The sequence below is a fragment of the Streptomyces sp. JJ36 genome (assembly GCF_021696945.1).
Taxonomy (GTDB): Bacteria; Actinomycetota; Actinomycetes; order Streptomycetales; family Streptomycetaceae; genus Streptomyces.
Genome location: NZ_JACYHE010000101.1, coordinates 1 through 16,514, shown reverse-complemented (window position 1 = coordinate 16,514; position 16,514 = coordinate 1). Strand labels below are relative to the sequence as shown.

Genomic DNA, 16,514 nt, shown 5'->3' with positions numbered 1-16,514 from the left:
CGGCCGGCCCGCCTCGCCGGCCGGGCCCTCGCGGCGCTCCGCCTCGCCGGGAGCCGGCGCCCCGGCTCCCCGGGCGCGCTCCTCCGGACCTGCACCCGCCGGCGGTTCCTCGGCGCCGGCGGGCGGTTCCCCCTCGGACGGGCCTGGCCCGCCCGGCTCGCCACGTGGCCGCTCCCGGCGTTTCCCTGCACCGGGCGGAGGCGCTCCGGCTCCCCGTGCGGGCGTTTCCCGGCCCGCACCCGCCGGCGGCTCCTCGGCGGGCGGTTCCCCGGTACCGCGAGGCCGCTCCTCCGCCGACGGGCCGGGCGCGCCCTCGCGGCCTTCCTCCGCACCGGGCGGGTGCGGTCCGGCCCCGCGGGCGGGTCTCTCCGGACCCTGGCCCGGCGCCTGCTCCCCGCCCTCGGCGGATTCCCCGCCCCCGGGGGACTCCCCGGGCTCCGACGCCCCGTCAGCCCGGCGTGGCGTGCTCCGCCGTGGCTCCTCGCCGGGCTCCTCGCCCGCGGGCGTACCGTCGGGCCGTTCGTCGTGCACGCCGTCCCTCCGCAGCCGCACCGGGCCGCCCCGGCGGCGGCCGTCCGCCGACGACGCTATGCCACCGGTGCCGGGATCGCCCGGCGACGCCCCATGACGAAACGGTGACATCACGGACGCCGGGTGCGCCCCTCGCCCGCCCACGACACGCCTTCTTGACCGCCTGTCAGGAAGGGTCCGCGACACGCGTCGTCCGCACCCGGGCCGGGAAGGTGTCAGTGGCGGCCCGTATTCTCTGGGACCATGCTCGAAGACCAGACGGCGCATCCGGAGAAGCCGGGCGAGCGGCGGGCGAAGCCCCGCCTTCCCGCACAGGCCACCGCCGCTTCCCGGGACGCCCGTTGGCCCTCGGGCTATCCGGGGGGCTATGCGGTGGTGGACGTGGAGACCACCGGGCTGGGCCGGGACGACCGGATCGTCTCCGCGGCGGTCTACCGGCTGGACGCCCGCGGCGACGTCGAGGACCACTGGTACTCCCCGGTCAATCCGCAGCGGGACCCGGGCCCCACCTGGATCCACGGGCTGACCTCCGCGGAGCTGGCGGACGCCCCGCTCTTCCCGGAGGTCGCCGGGGAGTTCGCGGAACGCCTCGCGGGCCGCGTCCTGGTGGCGCACAACGCCCTCTTCGACTGGTCGATGATCGCCCGGGAGTACGCCCGCGCGGACCGCACCCCTCCCGTCCGGGAGCGGCTGTGCACCATCGTGCTCGCCAAGGAGCTGCGGCTGCCGCTGCCCAACCACAAGCTGGAGACCCTCGCCGCGCACTACGGCGTGGTGCCGCAGCGCGCCCACCACGCGCTGGACGACGCCCGGGTGCTGGCGGAGGCCTTCCGGCCGAGCCTGCACCTGGCCGCGGAGAGCGGCCTGGAGCTCCCGCTGCACGCCTGCCGGCCGCTGCGCGAGTGGGCGGACGCCGCCGTGCCGGGCGGCGGGTCCGGCGGCGCCTCCGGGGGCGGGTTCCGGCCCCGGTCGTACGCGCACGGCTGGCGGCCCTCGCGCAGGCGCCCGGCCTGCCCCTACCCGAATCCGGGCCGGTACGTCCCGGGCGGCCGGCTGGTGCAGGGCATGCGGGTGGCGATCTCGGGCGACACCTCCGTGGAGCGGGAGCTGCTGGAGGACCGGGCGATCGAGGCCGGCCTGCACATCGCGACCAGCGTCTCGCGGCTGACCAGCCTGGTGGTCACCAACGATCCGGCCGCCGTCACCAGCAAGGTGGCCCGGGCGCGCTCCTTCGGCACGCCGGTGATCGACGAGGCGGCCTTCACCCAGCTCCTGCGGGACGTGGCCCCCGCGCCCGGAGAATGAGCCGGCCCGGGGTACGGTCGGTGCCGTGTACCGCTTCCTGTTGTCCCGGCAGTGGGTGCTGCTGACCCTGTTCGCCCTGGCGCTCGTCCCGGTCATGGTCGAGCTGGGCTTCTGGCAGCTCCACCGGCACGAGGCGCGGGTGGCGCGCAACGAGCAGATCGCGGAGAGCCTCGCGCGGCCCGCGGTGCCGGTCGGGGAGCTCACGGGGCCGGGGCGGGACCTCGCGGAGGACGACCTCTACCGCACCGTGACGGCGACGGGCCGGTACGACACCCGGCACGAGGTCGTGGTCCGGCAGCGGACGGCGGCGGACGAGCAGTCGATCGGCTACTTCGTGGTCACCCCGCTGGTACGCGCGGACGGCAGCGCGGTGCTGGTGAACCGCGGGTGGGTCCCGGCGGGCGGCGACCTCACGAAGTTCCCGGAGGTACCGCCGCCGCCGGAGGGCGAGGTGACGGTCCGCGGGCGGATCATGCCGGACGAGACCACGGCGGCGAGCGGCATCAAGAAGCGGGAGGGCCTGCCGCCCCGGCAGGTCATGCTGATCGACAGCGCCGAGCGCGCCGAGGCGACGGGCCTGCCGGTCCTGGGCGGCTACGTCCAGCTCGCCGAGTCCTCCCCGGCGCCCCGCGGGGAGCACCCGGAGCGCCTGCCGGAGCCGGATCACGGCAGCATCGGCCCGCACATGGCGTACGCGGTGCAGTGGTGGCTCTTCGCGGCCGCCGTGCCGGTGGGCTGGGTGGTCCTCGTGCGCCGGGAGCGCCGGGACCGCGCGGCCGCGGCACGGCGCGAGGGCCCCCCGGAGGGCGGCACCGCCGGGCCGCAGAGCCCGGACACCCCGGAGGACACGCCGGAGAGCCCGCGGGACCGGGGAGACCCGGAGGACGGGAACGCCCGGGAGCGCCCGGACGCCCCGGACCCGGGTGACGCCCCGGACCCGGACGCCGGCCTGGCCACGGGTGACGGAGCGGCCACGGCAGGGGGCGCGGCCGCCGGGCCGGAACCGTCCGGCCCCGGGAGCGCCGCCCCCCGGGACGCCTCCTCCCCCGCCCGGGCCTCCGCGGAGTGAGCCCCGGCAGGCGCCGGCCGCCTGCTCCCGGGGCCCCGGCCGGGGCCGGGCCCGCTCCCGGCCGGACACCGCCCATGCGTCACACTGGGCCCATGGATCTTGGCTTGAAGGACCGTGTCCTCGTCGTCACCGGTGCCACCCGCGGGCTGGGCTTCGCGACCGCGCGGGAGCTGGTCGCGGAGGGAGCGAAGGTGGTGATCAGCGGGCGCACGGAGGAGGCGGCCGCGGAGGCCGCCGCGCGGCTCGGCGCGGAGGCCGCCGCACCGGTGGCCGCCGACAATGCCGCGCCCGACACCCCGGCCCGGCTGATCGAGACCGCCCGCTCCCGCTTCGGGCGGTTCGACGGAGTCCTCATCAGCGTGGGCGGCCCGCCGGCCGGCCCGGCCGAGTCGATCACCGACGAGCAGTGGCGGGACGCCTTCGACTCCGTCTTCCTGGGGGCCGTGCGGCTGGCCCGCACGGCGGCCTCGGAACTGGGCGAGGGCGGAGTGATCGGCTTTGTGCTCTCCGGCTCCGTGCACGAGCCGATCCCGGGACTCACCGTCTCCAACGGCCTGCGTCCGGGACTGGCCGGCTACGCCAAGACCCTGGCGAACGAAGCCGGCCCGCGGGGCATCCGGGTGCTCGGGCTGGCGCCGGGCCGGATCGACACCGACCGGGTGCGGGAACTGGACGCGCTCTCCGGGGACCCGGCGGCGGCACGGGAACGCACCGCCCAGCGGATTCCGCTGCGCCGCTACGGGGCCCCGGAGGAGTTCGGGCGCGCCGCGGCGTTCCTGCTGTCCCCGGCGGCGTCGTACGTGACGGGCGTCGTGGTGCCCGTGGACGGCGGGGCCCGCCAGGGCTTCTGAGGCCGCCCGGCGCCCGCCTCCGGGCGCCCGTCAGCTCACGCGCTCCGCGCGGTGCCGGGCCGCGCGGAGCCGCACCTCCGCGGGGAACTCCGCCAGCCCGGCCGACTGCCGGGCGTTCTCCAGCGCCTCGGTGCGCAGCCGCTCCACCGTCCGGCCGGGGTCCGCGTGCGGGGCGAGCAGCAGGCCGACGCGGGCCCGCGGCGTGGTGCGCCGCCCGAGCAGCCGGACCCGGGCCCGCTCGATGCCGGTGAGGGCCCGGGCCTCCGCGGCCACCACGTTCTCCAGGGCGCGCCCGCGCAGCAGGGCCCCCTCGCCGTCGCCGCTCTCCACCAGGACCTCGCCCAGCCGGGCCCGCCGGAGCTGGGCGAGCAGCCACCAGAGCGAGAGCACCAGCAGCACGGCGAGCCCGCCGATGACGGCCGGCCACCACCACCCCTCGTCCTGCCGGCGGGTGCGGTCCTCCTCGGTCAGCAGCACGTCCTGGTCCGCGGCCCACGGCCAGCCGGAGCCCAGACTGAAGTCCCAGCGGCGTTGCAGGTCCAGGCCGCCGGCGAGCACCGCGAGCCCCAGCAGGAGCAGCAGCAGCCCGGCCAGGCCCAGCAGCACCCGATTCACCGTCCGCAGCATGGTCTCTCCCTCACCCCTTCGCCGGGCGCCGTACGTGCACTGCGAGCCCGGGCCGCCGGGCCACGTCGAGCTGCCGGAGGCCGTCCTCCAGCGCCTCGTCCAGCTCGGCGCGCACCACGTCCAGCTCCCGGAAGTGGGAGACCGCACGGACCCGCACCCGGCGCCGGCGCACCCGGACCCGCACGGTCTGCACGCCGGGCACCTCCATCGCGCGGTCGCGCAGCACCAGCGCCGCGGCGGCGCGGTCCAGGGCGGCCCGCACCTGCGGGGTCTCCCGGCGCATCGCCAGCAGGGGGCGCAGGCCGGGAGTGGCGGCGAGCAGCAGCAGCCAGAGGCCGAGCGCGGCGGCCACGGAGGCGCCCGTCAGCACCCAGGGGTCGTCGAGGGGGCGGGTCGCCAGCTCGTCGGCGAGGGTGCGGCGCCAGGCCATGCCGGGCCGGTCGGCGCGGACGGAGACGATGTCGTAGAGGAAGAGCCCCGTCACCGCCAGCAGGACGGCCGCGACGATCCCGGCGGGTACCCGGCGCGTGGACCAGAAGCGCCCGGCCCGCGCCGCGTGGTGCCCGGAGCGCGGCGCGTACGCCGCGGCGGAGGCGGACTGCTCGAGGGCGGCGTCGTCCGGGCCGGGGTTCTTCTCCAGCGTGGGCGTCGGACGCGTGCCCTCCCCGGCGTCCGGGCGGTCGCCGCCCGCGTCACGACCGTGCTCGTCGCTCACTCGACCCTCCTCGGAGCGTCGCCGTCCAGGTGTGCCGAGTGGAGCCTTTCCACGCCGACGGCCACCTCCGGCACCGCCATGCCGGTGAGTTCTTCTACCCGCGCGGCGACTCGCCGACGCACCGCCCCGCACTGCGCGCCGATGTCGGAGGGGTAGCCCAGCTCCACGGCCACCCGCACCCGCGCCGTGCGCTGCCGGACGGAGACGTCGGCGTGCGGGGCGGTGTCGGTGCCGGGCGGCGGGGCGTGGGGGCCGCGCCGCTCGCGGAGCGCCTCCCGGGCGGCCTGCGCGGCGATCTTGGCGAGCACCCGGTCGGCGATGCGGGTGGAGCCCCGCTCGGCGGCGGGCACCGACGCGGGGCCCCGTTCGTCCTCCTCGGCGGCCGCGTCCGGGGGGCCGTCCGTCGCGGCCCCGGTCACCGCGGGCCGCGCCGTCCGTCGCCGCGCCCCGAACCGGTGCGCGGGCGGAAGAAGTCGCCCGCGTCGAGGTCGCCCTCGAGGAAGCGCCCGATCACGTACCCGACGGCGCCGAGCGCCGCCACCAGCAGGAAGGCGCCGAACCCGCCGAACCATCCGGCGAAGCCCAGCGCCATCCCGGCGATCATGCCGACCACGGCCATGCTCATCTGCGCTCCTTCGCGCCTCGGGGTGCCGGGACCGCTCACTGCAGCGGCGGCCTGCCGCCCTGCTGCTCTTCCTCTTCCTCGTCCGGCTCGTCGGGCAGCTTCACGTCGCTGACCGCGATGTTGACCTCCACCACCTCCAGGCCGGTCATCCGCTCGACGGAGGCGATGACGTTCTCGCGCACGGAGTGTGCCACGTCCTCGATGGAGACGCCGTAGTCCACGACGATTTCCAGGTCGAGTGCCGTCTGCACCTCGCCGACCTCGGCCTTGACGCCGCGGGTCACCGTACGGCCGCTGCCGGGCACCCGGTCCCGTACGGCGCCGAAGGTGCGGGCGAACCCGCTGCCCATCGCGTGGACGCCGACCACGTCGCGGGCCGCCATGCCCGCGATCTTCTCGACCACGCCGTCCGCGATGGTGGTACGCCCCCGGTCCCGGGGGCGCTCCGCGCCACGGCCCGGCCCGCCGCCCTGCTGCCTGCCGCCCCCGGTCTCGGACGGGGTGTCCTGGCCCTTGCGAACCGTCTCGCTCATCGCTTCCCCTCACGCTCGAGGACGGAGCGCCTGCCGCTCCGCAGCCCACACTAAGCACGGATGCGGTGACGTTCCTGTCGAGAGCCAACCGTTCGGGTGAGGGGCGGCGCCGGACGGACCGGACGTCCCCCTGCGGCGGCGTGTCTCCGCCGTGATCCGCGTGCTCCCCCGCCGCTGCGCGGGGCTGCCCCGGGCCCCGCTGCTCCGCGGAGCAGCGGCACGCCGTCAGTCCCCGAGGCCCGCCAGGTCGCGCAGCCGCCGGCCCTGCGCCGCCCGTTCGGCGATCCGCTGCTCCTCGTCGCTGCGGGAGGCGGCCGCGGCGAGCAGCGCCTTGGTCTCGACCACCGCGTTCCGCGGGGCGGCGAGCAGCGCTGCGGAGAGGTCGGCGACCGCGGCGTCCAGCTCGGCCACGGGCACGACGAGGTTGGCGAGCCCGGTCCGCTCGGCCTCGGCGGCGTGCACCGTGCGTCCGGTGGCGCAGATCTCCAGGGCCCGGGCGTAGCCGACGAGGCCCACCAGCGGCTTGGTGCCGGTGAGGTCGGGCACCAGGCCCAGGCTGGTCTCGCGCATGGCGAACTGCGCGTCGTCCGCGCAGACCCGCAGGTCGCAGGCGAGCGCGAGCTGGAAGCCCGCGCCGACGGCGTGCCCCTGGACGGCGGCGATGGTGACGAGGTCGTTCCGCCGCCACCAGGTGAACGCCTCCTGGTACTCCGCGATGACGGCGTCCAGATCCGCGTCGGAGCCGCGTGCCAGGTCCAGGAAGGACGGCTCGCCGTCGAAGCCCTCGGGCGTGAAGGCCTGCCGGTCGAGCCCCGCCGAGAAGGAGGCTCCCTCTCCGCGCAGCACCGCGATCCGCACGTCGCCGGGGATCGCCCGGCCCGCCTCGGTCAGCGCCCGCCACATCGCGGGCGTCTGGGCGTTCCGCTTCTCCGGACGGGACAGGCTGACCGTGGCGACGGCGTCGTCCACGGTGAGCCGCACACCGTCCGTGTCGACCAGGGCTGCGGGCATGGGGGCTCCTCCGGTGGTTACTCAACATTGAACTACCGAAGAGTAACCACCGGCGGTGACCGCCCGGAAGCCCGTCCGGGCCGCGCCCGTCAGGACGAGGCGGTCTTCTTGCCCCGGGTCGCTCCGCCGCGGCCGCGCAGGGCCACGCCGGACTCGCTCAGCATGCGGTGCACGAATCCGTAGGAGCGACCGGTCTCCTCGGCCAGCGCCCGGATGCTCGCACCGGCGTCGTACTTTCGCTTGAGGTCTGCCGCGAGCTTCTCGCGCGCGGCGCCGGTCACCCGGCTGCCCTTCTTCAGAGTCTCGGCCACCCGTGCCTCCTCATGGGAAGTGCGCTCTGTGTCTCTCATGATCACCCCTCCACACACTTCTGGCCACCCATTCGGCAAGGTCCGTCCAACTCGGTGGACGGCGCGGGGCCGCACGGACGGTGCCGTCCGCCGCGCTACGGCCGCACTCGCGCGCGTACCCGCTCGGGCGCGTGCGGAACGCACCGGTGAATCCCCAGGTCAGCGTCTCCGCACGGACGGGTGGGCGGTTCCTCGGGGGCCGGCGGCACCGCCCTGGGCGCGGCCGTGGACACCACGCCGTGGGGACCAGGCGATCTCACTCAGATGAAGGATCACCGGTCGGCCGAATGATCCATCCGGGCATGATCACCCGGGCGGAGCCGGGGGCGACGGGCGCTCAGGCGAGGGCCACGAGGTCCGCGTAGTCCTCGCCCCACAGGTCCTCCACCCCGTCGGGCAGCAGGATGATGCGCTCCGGCTGGAGCGCGTCGACCGCGCCCTCGTCGTGGGTGACCAGCACGACGGCGCCGGTGAAGCTGCGCAGTGCGCCGAGGATCTCCTCGCGGCTCGCCGGGTCGAGGTTGTTGGTCGGCTCGTCCAGCAGCAGCACGTTGGCGGAGGAGACCACCAGCGTGGCCAGGGCCAGCCGGGTCTTCTCCCCGCCGGAGAGCACCCCGGCCGGCTTGTCGACGTCGTCACCGGAGAAGAGGAAGGAGCCGAGCGTCTTGCGGAGCGCGACGAGGTCCATGTCCGGCGCCGCGGAGCGCATGTTCTCCAGCACGGTGCGGTCCGGGTCCAGGGTCTCGTGCTCCTGGGCGTAGTAGCCGAGCTTGAGGCCGTGCCCGGGGGTGACCCTCCCCGTGTCCGGGTCCTCGACGCCCGCCAGCAGCCGCAGCAGGGTGGTCTTGCCCGCGCCGTTCAGCCCCAGGATGACCACCCGGGAGCCCCGGTCGACGGCCAGCCCGACGTCGGTGAAGATCTCCAGCGAACCGTACGACTTCGACAGCCCCTCCGCGGTGAGCGGGGTCTTCCCGCACGGCGCCGGGTCGGGGAAGCGGAGCTTGGCGACCTTGTCCGCCTGCCGCTCCGCCTCCAGCCCGGTCAGCAGCCGCTCGGCCCGGCGCGCCATGTTCTGCGCGGCCACGGCCTTGGTGGCCTTGGCGCGCATCTTGTCGGCCTGGGCGTTGAGCGCGGCGGCCTTCTTCTCCGCGTTGGCCCGCTCGCGCCGGCGCCGCTTCTCGTCGGCCTCGCGCTGGGCGACGTACTGCTTCCAGCCCATGTTGTAGAGGTCGATCTGCGCCCGGTTGGCGTCCAGGTAGAACACCTTGTTGACCACCGTCTCGACCAGGTTGAGGTCGTGGGAGATCACCACCAGGCCGCCGCGGTAGGTCCTGAGGAAGTCGCGCAGCCAGACCACGGAGTCGGCGTCGAGATGGTTCGTCGGCTCGTCGAGCAGCAGCGTGTCCGCGTCCGAGAAGAGGATCCGGGCCAGCTCGACCCGCCGTCGCTGACCCCCGGAGAGGGTGTGCAGCGGCTGCTCCAGCACCCGGTCGGGCAGGCCCAGACTGGCGGCGATGGTGGCGGCCTCCGCCTCGGCGGCATAGCCGCCCTTGGTGAGGAACTCGGTCTCCAGCCGCTCGTACTTCCGCAGGGCGCGCTCCCGGGTGGCCCCCTGCCCGCCCGCGATGCGGTCCTCGTTCTCCCGCATCTTGCGCATCACCACGTCCAGACCGCGGGCGGAGAGGATGCGGTCGCGGGCGAGCACCTCCAGGTCCCCGGTGCGCGGGTCCTGCGGCAGATAGCCGACCTCGCCGGACCGGGTGATGGTGCCGCCCGCGGGCACGCCCTCCCCCGCGAGGCACTTGGTCAGGGTGGTCTTGCCGGCGCCGTTGCGCCCCACCAGGCCGATGCGGTCGCCCCGGCCGATGCGGAAGGTGGCGGACTCGATGAGGACACGGGCGCCGGCGCGCAGCTCGACTCCGGAGGCGGTGATCACGGAAGGGACTCCAAGGCAGGAATGACGGACGTACGTACGGAGGATCGACCGGGGGCAGACGCACGCACGTCTAATGCACAAGGAGAGAAACCATGCGCCCCAGTCTAACGGCGCAGCGCAAGTGCTTTTTCCGCGCGCCGCCGGGGGCCGCCGGTGCGAGACTGCCGGTGACGGGGGCCGCCCCGCGGCCCGCTCTCCGTACGGCGAGGACGGTGCGCGCGATGACCGAGGTACCGGCGGTGTACCCGACCCTGCTCTACCGGGACGCGCAGGCCGCGGTCCGGCAGCTCGCGGAGGCCTTCGGCTTCCACCGGGACGCGGTCTACGAGGACGAGGAGGGCCGGGTGGTGCACGCCGAGCTCTCCTTCGGCAACGGCACCGTGATGCTCGGCACCCGGGGCACCGGCGACACCTTCGACACCGCCATGGCCGGCGGCGGGCCGGCCGGGGTCCACGTCGTGGTGGCCGACCCGGACGCCCACCATGCGCGGGCCCGGGAGGCCGGTGCGGAGATCCTCACCGAACCGGCCGACCAGCCCTACGGCGCCCGCGACTACCTGGCGCGCGACCTGGAGGGCAACGTGTGGAGCTTCGGCACCTACGCTCCGGGCCGGGCCGGCTGACCCCGGCCGCGCCGGCCCGCGGCGGCGCGTTCCCGCAGGTCCCGGCCCGTCTCCGCGCGTCACCGGCCGCCGGTGTGCACCTGGAAGGCCGCCCGCCGCACGGCCTTCGCCAGCGCCGGGTCCGGGTGGGCGGCGGCCAGCGCGACCAGCACCTGCACCGTCCGCGGGTGCCCCACGGCACGTACCTCGTCCAGCAGCTCCGGCACGGTGCCCTGCACGGCCGTGTCCAGATGGTCCACGAGCAGCCGGGCCTCGCCGTGGTCCGTCACCGCGGCCGCGGTGTCCACCCACAACCAGGTGGCCTCCGCCCGGGTGAGCACCCCCGGGGCCCCGCCGGCCAGCTCCTCGGGGTCGGCGCCCTCCTGCTCGGCCAGCCACAGCAGCGCGTAGGGGCGCAGCGTCGGCTCGTCCGCCGCGGCGCGTACGTCCGGCTCGGCCGGCGCGCCGACCACCCGCAGCGCCTCGAAGGCCAGCGCCCGGATCAGCGCGTCCTCACCGCGTGCCGCCTCCAGCAGGCCGGTGACGGCCGTGCCGAGGGGGCGGGCGGCGAGCCAGGCCCGGTACTCCGCGCGGGCCGGGCCGGGGGTGAGACGGGCGCAGCCGCGCAACATGTCCGCCGCGGACTGCTCGATGTTCCCGGCCGGGCTCTGCGCCGCCACGCAGATCTGCTCCAGCTTCGTCCACACCGCCCAGTTGCCGAGCGGGGTGAGCAGCGCGGAGTCGTGGCCGTCCCCGTCCCGGCAGCGGGTCAGGGCGCCCACGGAGGCCAGCGCGTCCAGCGCCCAGTCCAGCAGCGCGGGCAGGTCGCCCGCGGGCAGGTCGGCGTCGGCCTCCCGCTCGGTGCGGAGCTCGGCGATCCGCTGGGCCAGCAGGTCCAGCAGGGCGGGCAGGGTGACGGGGCCGGCGGACAGGTGCAGCAGCGCCAGCACCTGCGGCATGGCCACCACCACCTCACCGGTGAGGACGGGGTCCGCGGTGTCGGCGGGCGCGGGGTGGGCGAGGGACCAGGCGTCGAAGAGCGCGACCCAGCCGCGCAGCACGGCGCTGTCGTCGCGCTCCCAGGCGTGCAGCCGCCAGCCGGGCCGGGCCGTGTCGCCGTGCAGCTCGACCAGCCCGGCGAGCTGGGCGCGGTCCCACTCGGCACGTACCCGGCGCGGCGTGAGCTCCAGCTCGGAGGCGGCGCGCTCGAACGCCTCCGCGGTGGGCACCCCCGCGGTCGCCGGGTTCGCGGCGACCCAGCGGGCCATGCGTACGGCGCCGGCGAGCCGGGCCCGGGCCTCCCGGGCCAGCACGCCGGGCGGCGGGGTGCCCGCGGGCGGACGGGGTGTGGCCGCGCCGCGGGCGGGCCAGGAGCGGCCGCGGGTCGCCGCGACCGTGTGGCGGGCCGCGGCGATCGGCCGTCGGGGGACGAGGCGCAGGCGGGTGTCTCGCGGGGTACGGGACGTCACAGGAGCAGTCTTCACGGTATGAGCGGAAATCCCCAAACGCATGAGGTCCCGGCTCACTTGAGCGGGCCCCGTGCGGGCCGTCCGCACGGTCGTCCTGTCCGGGCCGCGGCGGGCTCAGAGCAGCGGGGTGAGGAACCGGCGCAGCCGCTCCTCGTACCCCTCGGGGTCCGCGTTCCACATCGCGGCGTGCGGGGCCTGCTCCACCGGGTGCAGCGCCACCAGGTCGGGATACCGCTCGGCGAACTCCCGCGAGGCCTGCCACGGCGCGACGACGTCGCCGGGCCCGTGCACCAGGAGCACGGGCGCCCGGGGCTCCGGCGGGCCGGGCGGGGCACCGGACGGATCCGGGCGTAGCCGCGCCCGGCCCTCGGCCGCCCGGACCACCAGCGGGAGCAGGGGGCGCGGCACCCGGCGGGCGGCGGCCAGCGCCCGCACGGTGGCCCGCGGGTCCAGCACCGGCGAGTCGAGCACCAGTCCGGCGACCCGCCCGAGGGCGACCGGCTCCGGGGACGTGCCGTCGCCGCCCGCCGGGGCGGCGGCCGCGTGCAGGGCCATGGCGGCGCCGGTGGACCAGCCGTGCAGCACGACCCGCCGGGCGCCGCGCCGCACCGCGTACCGGACCACCGCGTCCACGTCGCGCCACGCGGAGCCGCCGAGGTGCCCGAATCCGTCCCGGGGCCGTGGGGCGCCGTGGTCGCCGCGGTAGGCGGGGAGGAGGACCGGAAGCCGCAGCCCGCGCCAGAACGGCAGCAGGTTCAGGGGCTGTTCCCGGGTGGTGCCCAGGCCGTGCACGGCGACCACCCAGGTGTCCCGTTCGCCGGGGACGAACCAGGTGGGCAGCGGGCCGAGTTCGCCGGGCACCTCGACGTCGGCGCACTCGGCACCGGGGGCGCCGGGTACGCCACGCGGGTGGCCGGCGTGCACGGCGGGGGTGAGCCGCATCCGCATCCGGGCGGCGGGCGGGCCGCCGGGGCCGGTGCGCTCCAGGCGCCGCACGACCGCGCCGGGGCCGGCCGCCACGGAGGCCTCCGGCAGCACCGGCCCCACCACGGCGTGGCACCGGCGGCCGGCCAGTCCGTAGACGCCGGGCAGCCGGGAGGCGAGCGAGCGGGTGAGGGTGATGTCCCCCGGGGACTGCTCCCCGGTCACCGCGTGCACGGTCAGGGCAGGCCCCCCGAACCCCGCGGGCACGGGGCCGGTTCCGTCTCGGGTGGTGCGCAGGGCGGCCCCGGCGGCGTACCGGCCGGCCGCCAGCACGGCCAGCCCGGCACCCAGCACACCGCCGGCGGCGCCCGCCGCCATCGTGGTCCGGTGCATTCTGTCCAGTGTGGGGGCGCCCGCCGGGACGTGCCACTCGGGCGGCGGTACCGGCCGGCACACACGGTCCGTCCCGCAGCGGCGCCCCGGAGGCACCGGGCCGTCAGCCGGCGGGCGGCTGCCCGTACCCGCGCAGCTTCGCCGTCACCCGGTCCAGCTCCGCGGTCGGCAGCAGCGCCGGGGTGCGGCCGGGCACGGAGGAGGCCGCCAGCCAGACCCGGCACATCCACTCCAGTTGCGCGGCCCGCTCGTACGCCTGGTCGAGGCTGGTACCGCAGGTGACCGCGCCGTGGTTGGCCAGCAGGCAGCCGGTGCGGTCCCGCAGCGCGGTCCGCACGTGCCAGGCCAGCTCCTCGCTGCCGTACGTGGCGTACGGAGCCACCCGCACCGGCCCGCCGAGCGCGGCGGTCAGGTAGTGCACGGCGGGCAGCTCGTCGACGAGCGTGGAGACGGCCGTGGCGTGCACGGCGTGGGTGTGGACCACGGCCCGCGCGCCGGTCGACGCGTACACAGCCAGGTGGAGGGGGAGTTCGCTGGTGGGCCGCAGCGTTCCGGCGACCGGGCGCCCGGCGAGGTCGACGGCGCACAGGTCGTCCGGCCCGAGCCGGTCGTAGGACACGCCCGTCGGGGTGACGAGCACGGTGTCGTCCACGCGCGCCGAGACGTTCCCCGAGGTGCCGACGACCAGGCCGTCCGCGACGGTCCGCCGGGCGGTCCGCACCACGGCGGACCAGGCCTCCCGCCACGCCTCCGGCACGGCCGCCGCGGCCCCGCGTTCCTCCTCCGGCCCGCTCCGCTCCGGCTGCCCCTGCTGCCCCATCCGCACCTCCGGGCGGCACTGTAGCGCGCATCACTCCGGACGCCCTCGTGCCGCCGTTGAGGGCCGCCGCGGTGGCCGCCACGGACCGCGCCGGGGCGCGACACCCTGAAGCCCGCCGCAGTTCACCTTCCGTTCACTCACGATCCATAGCTTCGTCCGGACACTGACCTTCGAGCTGATTGCCCGGGTGAATGGAACACATCACGCTTCTCATCGGGATCGTGATCGTCACGGCCTTGGTGTTCGACTTTACGAACGGCTTCCACGACACGGCCAACGCGATGGCCACCACGATCTCCACCGGGGCAATGAGACCCAAGGCCGCGGTGACCATGTCGGCGCTCCTCAACCTCGTCGGGGCCTTCGTCTCCGTCGAGGTGGCGAAGACCATCTCTTCGGGGCTCATCGAGAACGAGGCCGGCATCCAGCCCGAAGTGATCTTCGCGGCACTGGTCGGCGCCATCATCTGGAACCTGCTGACCTGGCTGGCCGGGCTCCCCTCCAGCTCCTCGCACGCGCTGATGGGCGGCCTGCTCGGCGCGGCCGTCGCCTCGTTGGGCTTCGGCTCGGTCAACGGCGACGTGGTCGTGATGAAGGTGCTGATCCCCGCCCTGGCCGCGCCCCTGGTCGCCGGCCTGGCCGCGCTCTTCGCCACCCGGCTCTCCTACCGGGTGGCGCGGAACGCCGACGAGGAGCAGACCGCCAAGGGCTACCGCGCGGGGCAGATCACCTCCGCCGCGCTGGTCTCCCTGGCACACGGCACCAACGACGCGCAGAAGACCATGGGCGTCATCACCCTCGCCCTCATCTCCGGCGGCGCCCTCGGCGCCGACGCCGACCCGCCGCTGTGGGTCATCGCCTCCGCCGGCATCGCCATCGCGCTCGGCACCTACCTCGGCGGCTGGCGCATCATCCGCACCATGGGCCGGGGCCTCACCGACATCCAGCCGCCGCAGGGCTTCGCCGCCCAGACCAGCGCCGCGGCCACCATCCTCGCCTCCTCGAACATCGGCTTCTCGCTCTCCACCACGCACACCTGCTCGGGCGCCGTCATGGGCTCCGGGCTGGGCCGCAAGGGCGGCGTGGTGCGCTGGTCGACCGCGGGCCGCATGGTCGCCGGCTGGGCGCTGACGCTGCCCGCCGCGGGCCTGGTCGCCGGCGCGTCGGCGCTCCTCGCGGAGCAGGGCGACTGGGGCGTGGCCGTGGTCGCGGTGGCCGGCATCGCGGTGAGCGCGGCGATCTGGGTGGCCTCCCGCCGACAGCCGGTCGACCACACCAACGTCAACGACCTGCCCACGGGTACGGGCGCCGGGGACGCACGGGGCGGCACCGACGACGACCCGGCGGGTGTCGTGACGGCCGCGATGCAGGCGGTCGCCCCGCCCCCGGCCGGCACGCTGCCCGAGGACGGGAGCACCGAAGGCGGCACGGAGGCGCCGCGGTCCGCGGAGCAGGCCGAGTTCACGCAGTCCCCGGAACCGCCGGAGTCCGGCACGCGGCCGGCGTCGTCCTCGCACGCATCCAGCCTCTCCTGAAGGAAGCACGACCATGGACATCGACTGGGCCGCACTCGCTCAGGTCTTCGGCGTCAGCCTCGGCGCGACCGTCGCCCTGGTGGGGGTCTTCACCCTCGGCATCGTGGGCTCCGCCCCCGCCCGGGACGGCAGCAGCGCCGCACCGGCCCGCCGCGTGGGCGCGTACGCCTGCTTCGCGCTCTGCGCGGCCGCCGTGGCCTACGGCATCTATCTCATCGCGGGCTGAGGCCCTGTCCGGCGGCTCCTCCCGGGCCCGCGACGCCTGGCACGCACGCGCGCCGCAGTGTCGCAAGGATCCACCGGACAGGCCCCAGCCGCGGCACCTGAACCACCGGCGGCGGCGCCGGGCCGGGAGCTGTCCCGGCCCGGCGCCGCCGTCCGCTGTCCCCGCACCTCTGCGTACGCGGACGAGGCGGGTACGCGACGCGGCCGGGACGCGGGCCGGGCGCTCTGGGAAACGCAGCCGGGAACGCAGCCGGGGACGCCGCGAGGGCACAGCCCCACCCGCGGCCCGTCCCCAACGCCCCCCGCACCGGGGGCGGAAGAAGCCGGGCGCGCGCCCGCCGTGTGCCTCCTCACACTCTCCGTCGCAGGTCAAGGGCGAGTTGACGCCCGGTGAGGGGCGTGATGGACTTCCGGTGCCCAACGGCGGCAGGAGAGGAAGCCGGTGCGAATCCGGCGCGGTCCCGCCACTGTCACCGGGGAGCGCCCCCGTCCGCACGCCACGGCCGGCGAACGGCTGGAAGGCACGGGGCAGCGCCGATCCGGGAGCCAGGAGACTCTCGTCGCCGGTCACGTCGAGCCAGGGCGAGGACCCTGAGTGAGGACACCGCCATGCGTGGCTACCCTGCCGCTGCCCTGCTCGCCTGCCCACGGCACCGGCCGTCCCGGACCGCTCCGGAGACCCTGCCGGCACCGCCGTGCCCGCGCTCCCGCGCGGCCCGGCACCGCACCGCGTGATGCCCGCGTCCCCGCCGTCCGCGGGCGGCACCTCCCGGCGGTTCCCCGGCGGCCCCTACGTCACCGGCGCCGCCCTGGGCTTCCTCGCCGACCTGGTGCTGGGCGACCCGCGCCGCGCCCATCCCGTGGCCGCCTTCGGCCGTGCCGCCGCCCGTCTCGAGGACGCCCTCTGGCGCGACCACCGCGGTCCCGGCGCGCTGCACACCGCCCTGTGCGTGGGCGGCGCGGCCGCCGCCGCCCACGCCGCCGAGCACGCCG

General features: G+C 76.5%; 18 protein-coding genes and 1 riboswitch. Of the genes, 7 read left to right on the top strand and 11 right to left on the bottom strand.

The features are described from left to right. The first annotated feature begins 774 nt into the window (after positions 1-774). From HOY81_RS25190 to HOY81_RS25180, 3 genes are all read left to right on the top strand, one after another. On the top strand, positions 775-1,836 hold the full coding sequence (locus tag HOY81_RS25190) for a DEDDh family exonuclease (RefSeq protein WP_237323006.1): 1,062 nt from the start codon (positions 775-777) through the stop codon (positions 1,834-1,836). 25 nt (positions 1,837-1,861) lie between these two features. Continuing rightward, positions 1,862-2,905, top strand: coding sequence for an SURF1 family protein (locus HOY81_RS25185; RefSeq protein WP_237323005.1), 1,044 nt, complete (start codon positions 1,862-1,864; stop codon positions 2,903-2,905). A gap of 92 nt (positions 2,906-2,997) precedes the next feature. Further along, entirely contained in the window at positions 2,998-3,756 is a 759-nt protein-coding gene (locus HOY81_RS25180; protein ID WP_237323004.1) for an SDR family oxidoreductase, read from the top strand. Between the two features lie 30 nt (positions 3,757-3,786). Here HOY81_RS25180 and amaP read toward each other — a convergent pair whose 3' ends face one another. The 8 genes from amaP to HOY81_RS25140 form a co-directional block, all read right to left on the bottom strand. Further along, entirely contained in the window at positions 3,787-4,383 is a 597-nt protein-coding gene (amaP, locus tag HOY81_RS25175) for an alkaline shock response membrane anchor protein AmaP (RefSeq protein WP_237323003.1), read from the bottom strand. 10 nt (positions 4,384-4,393) lie between these two features. Further along, positions 4,394-5,098 (bottom strand): DUF6286 domain-containing protein, encoded by a 705-nt coding sequence (locus tag HOY81_RS25170; protein ID WP_237323002.1) that lies wholly within the window; start codon positions 5,096-5,098, stop codon positions 4,394-4,396. Continuing rightward, positions 5,095-5,448, bottom strand: coding sequence for an Asp23/Gls24 family envelope stress response protein (locus HOY81_RS25165; protein WP_237323007.1), 354 nt, complete (start codon positions 5,446-5,448; stop codon positions 5,095-5,097). Before HOY81_RS25165 ends, HOY81_RS25170 begins: the two co-directional genes overlap by 4 nt. A gap of 65 nt (positions 5,449-5,513) precedes the next feature. Continuing rightward, positions 5,514-5,723, bottom strand: a complete 210-nt coding sequence (locus HOY81_RS25160; protein WP_237323001.1) for a hypothetical protein — start codon at positions 5,721-5,723, stop codon at positions 5,514-5,516. 35 nt (positions 5,724-5,758) lie between these two features. Next, positions 5,759-6,256: an Asp23/Gls24 family envelope stress response protein gene (locus HOY81_RS25155; protein WP_237323000.1), complete on the bottom strand. Its 498-nt coding sequence runs from the start codon at positions 6,254-6,256 to the stop codon at positions 5,759-5,761. Positions 6,257-6,481: 225 nt separating this feature from the next. Next, positions 6,482-7,267, bottom strand: a complete 786-nt coding sequence (locus tag HOY81_RS25150) for an enoyl-CoA hydratase/isomerase family protein (RefSeq protein ID WP_237322999.1) — start codon at positions 7,265-7,267, stop codon at positions 6,482-6,484. An 89-nt stretch (positions 7,268-7,356) separates the two neighbouring features. After that, the gene (locus tag HOY81_RS25145; RefSeq protein ID WP_237322998.1) at positions 7,357-7,578 is read right to left on the bottom strand and encodes a helix-turn-helix domain-containing protein; all 222 of its coding nucleotides are present in this window, start codon (positions 7,576-7,578) and stop codon (positions 7,357-7,359) included. A 376-nt stretch (positions 7,579-7,954) separates the two neighbouring features. Continuing rightward, positions 7,955-9,553 (bottom strand): ABC-F family ATP-binding cassette domain-containing protein, encoded by a 1,599-nt coding sequence (locus HOY81_RS25140; RefSeq protein WP_237322997.1) that lies wholly within the window; start codon positions 9,551-9,553, stop codon positions 7,955-7,957. A 221-nt stretch (positions 9,554-9,774) separates the two neighbouring features. On the opposite strand from HOY81_RS25140, the gene HOY81_RS25135 reads away from it, so the two are divergent. Beyond that, positions 9,775-10,176, top strand: coding sequence for a VOC family protein (locus tag HOY81_RS25135; protein WP_237322996.1), 402 nt, complete (start codon positions 9,775-9,777; stop codon positions 10,174-10,176). Between the two features lie 59 nt (positions 10,177-10,235). Here HOY81_RS25135 and HOY81_RS25130 read toward each other — a convergent pair whose 3' ends face one another. From HOY81_RS25130 to HOY81_RS25120, 3 genes are all read right to left on the bottom strand, one after another. Beyond that, positions 10,236-11,624, bottom strand: coding sequence for a hypothetical protein (locus HOY81_RS25130; protein ID WP_237322995.1), 1,389 nt, complete (start codon positions 11,622-11,624; stop codon positions 10,236-10,238). A gap of 114 nt (positions 11,625-11,738) precedes the next feature. Next, entirely contained in the window at positions 11,739-12,941 is a 1,203-nt protein-coding gene (locus HOY81_RS25125; RefSeq protein WP_237322994.1) for a hypothetical protein, read from the bottom strand. Between the two features lie 103 nt (positions 12,942-13,044). Next, positions 13,045-13,761 carry a class II aldolase/adducin family protein gene (locus HOY81_RS25120; protein WP_237322993.1) on the bottom strand — a complete coding sequence of 239 codons (717 nt, stop codon included), beginning with the start codon at positions 13,759-13,761 and terminating at the stop codon, positions 13,045-13,047. A gap of 191 nt (positions 13,762-13,952) precedes the next feature. On the opposite strand from HOY81_RS25120, the gene HOY81_RS25115 reads away from it, so the two are divergent. The 3 genes from HOY81_RS25115 to HOY81_RS25105 all read left to right on the top strand — a co-directional run. Beyond that, positions 13,953-15,296, top strand: a complete 1,344-nt coding sequence (locus tag HOY81_RS25115; RefSeq protein WP_237322992.1) for an inorganic phosphate transporter — start codon at positions 13,953-13,955, stop codon at positions 15,294-15,296. A gap of 13 nt (positions 15,297-15,309) precedes the next feature. Beyond that, positions 15,310-15,522, top strand: coding sequence for a hypothetical protein (locus HOY81_RS25110; RefSeq protein ID WP_237322991.1), 213 nt, complete (start codon positions 15,310-15,312; stop codon positions 15,520-15,522). A 430-nt stretch (positions 15,523-15,952) separates the two neighbouring features. Beyond that, positions 15,953-16,078: riboswitch (cobalamin riboswitch) on the top strand. Positions 16,079-16,255: 177 nt separating this feature from the next. Next, positions 16,256-16,514, top strand: a 259-nt coding sequence (locus tag HOY81_RS25105) for a cobalamin biosynthesis protein (protein WP_237322990.1), incomplete at its 3' end; no start/stop codon positions are given.

Coding starts and splice junctions, on each gene's coding strand:
- HOY81_RS25190 (WP_237323006.1), top strand. CDS start 775: ATGCTCGAAGACCAGACGGCGCATCCGGAGAAGCCGGGCGAGCGGCGG.
- HOY81_RS25180 (WP_237323004.1), top strand. CDS start 2,998: ATGGATCTTGGCTTGAAGGACCGTGTCCTCGTCGTCACCGGTGCCACC.
- amaP (WP_237323003.1), bottom strand. CDS start 4,383: ATGCTGCGGACGGTGAATCGGGTGCTGCTGGGCCTGGCCGGGCTGCTG.
- HOY81_RS25160 (WP_237323001.1), bottom strand. CDS start 5,723: ATGAGCATGGCCGTGGTCGGCATGATCGCCGGGATGGCGCTGGGCTTC.
- HOY81_RS25155 (WP_237323000.1), bottom strand. CDS start 6,256: ATGAGCGAGACGGTTCGCAAGGGCCAGGACACCCCGTCCGAGACCGGG.
- HOY81_RS25150 (WP_237322999.1), bottom strand. CDS start 7,267: ATGCCCGCAGCCCTGGTCGACACGGACGGTGTGCGGCTCACCGTGGAC.
- HOY81_RS25135 (WP_237322996.1), top strand. CDS start 9,775: ATGACCGAGGTACCGGCGGTGTACCCGACCCTGCTCTACCGGGACGCG.
- HOY81_RS25125 (WP_237322994.1), bottom strand. CDS start 12,941: ATGCACCGGACCACGATGGCGGCGGGCGCCGCCGGCGGTGTGCTGGGT.
- HOY81_RS25120 (WP_237322993.1), bottom strand. CDS start 13,761: ATGGGGCAGCAGGGGCAGCCGGAGCGGAGCGGGCCGGAGGAGGAACGC.
- HOY81_RS25115 (WP_237322992.1), top strand. CDS start 13,953: ATGGAACACATCACGCTTCTCATCGGGATCGTGATCGTCACGGCCTTG.
- HOY81_RS25110 (WP_237322991.1), top strand. CDS start 15,310: ATGGACATCGACTGGGCCGCACTCGCTCAGGTCTTCGGCGTCAGCCTC.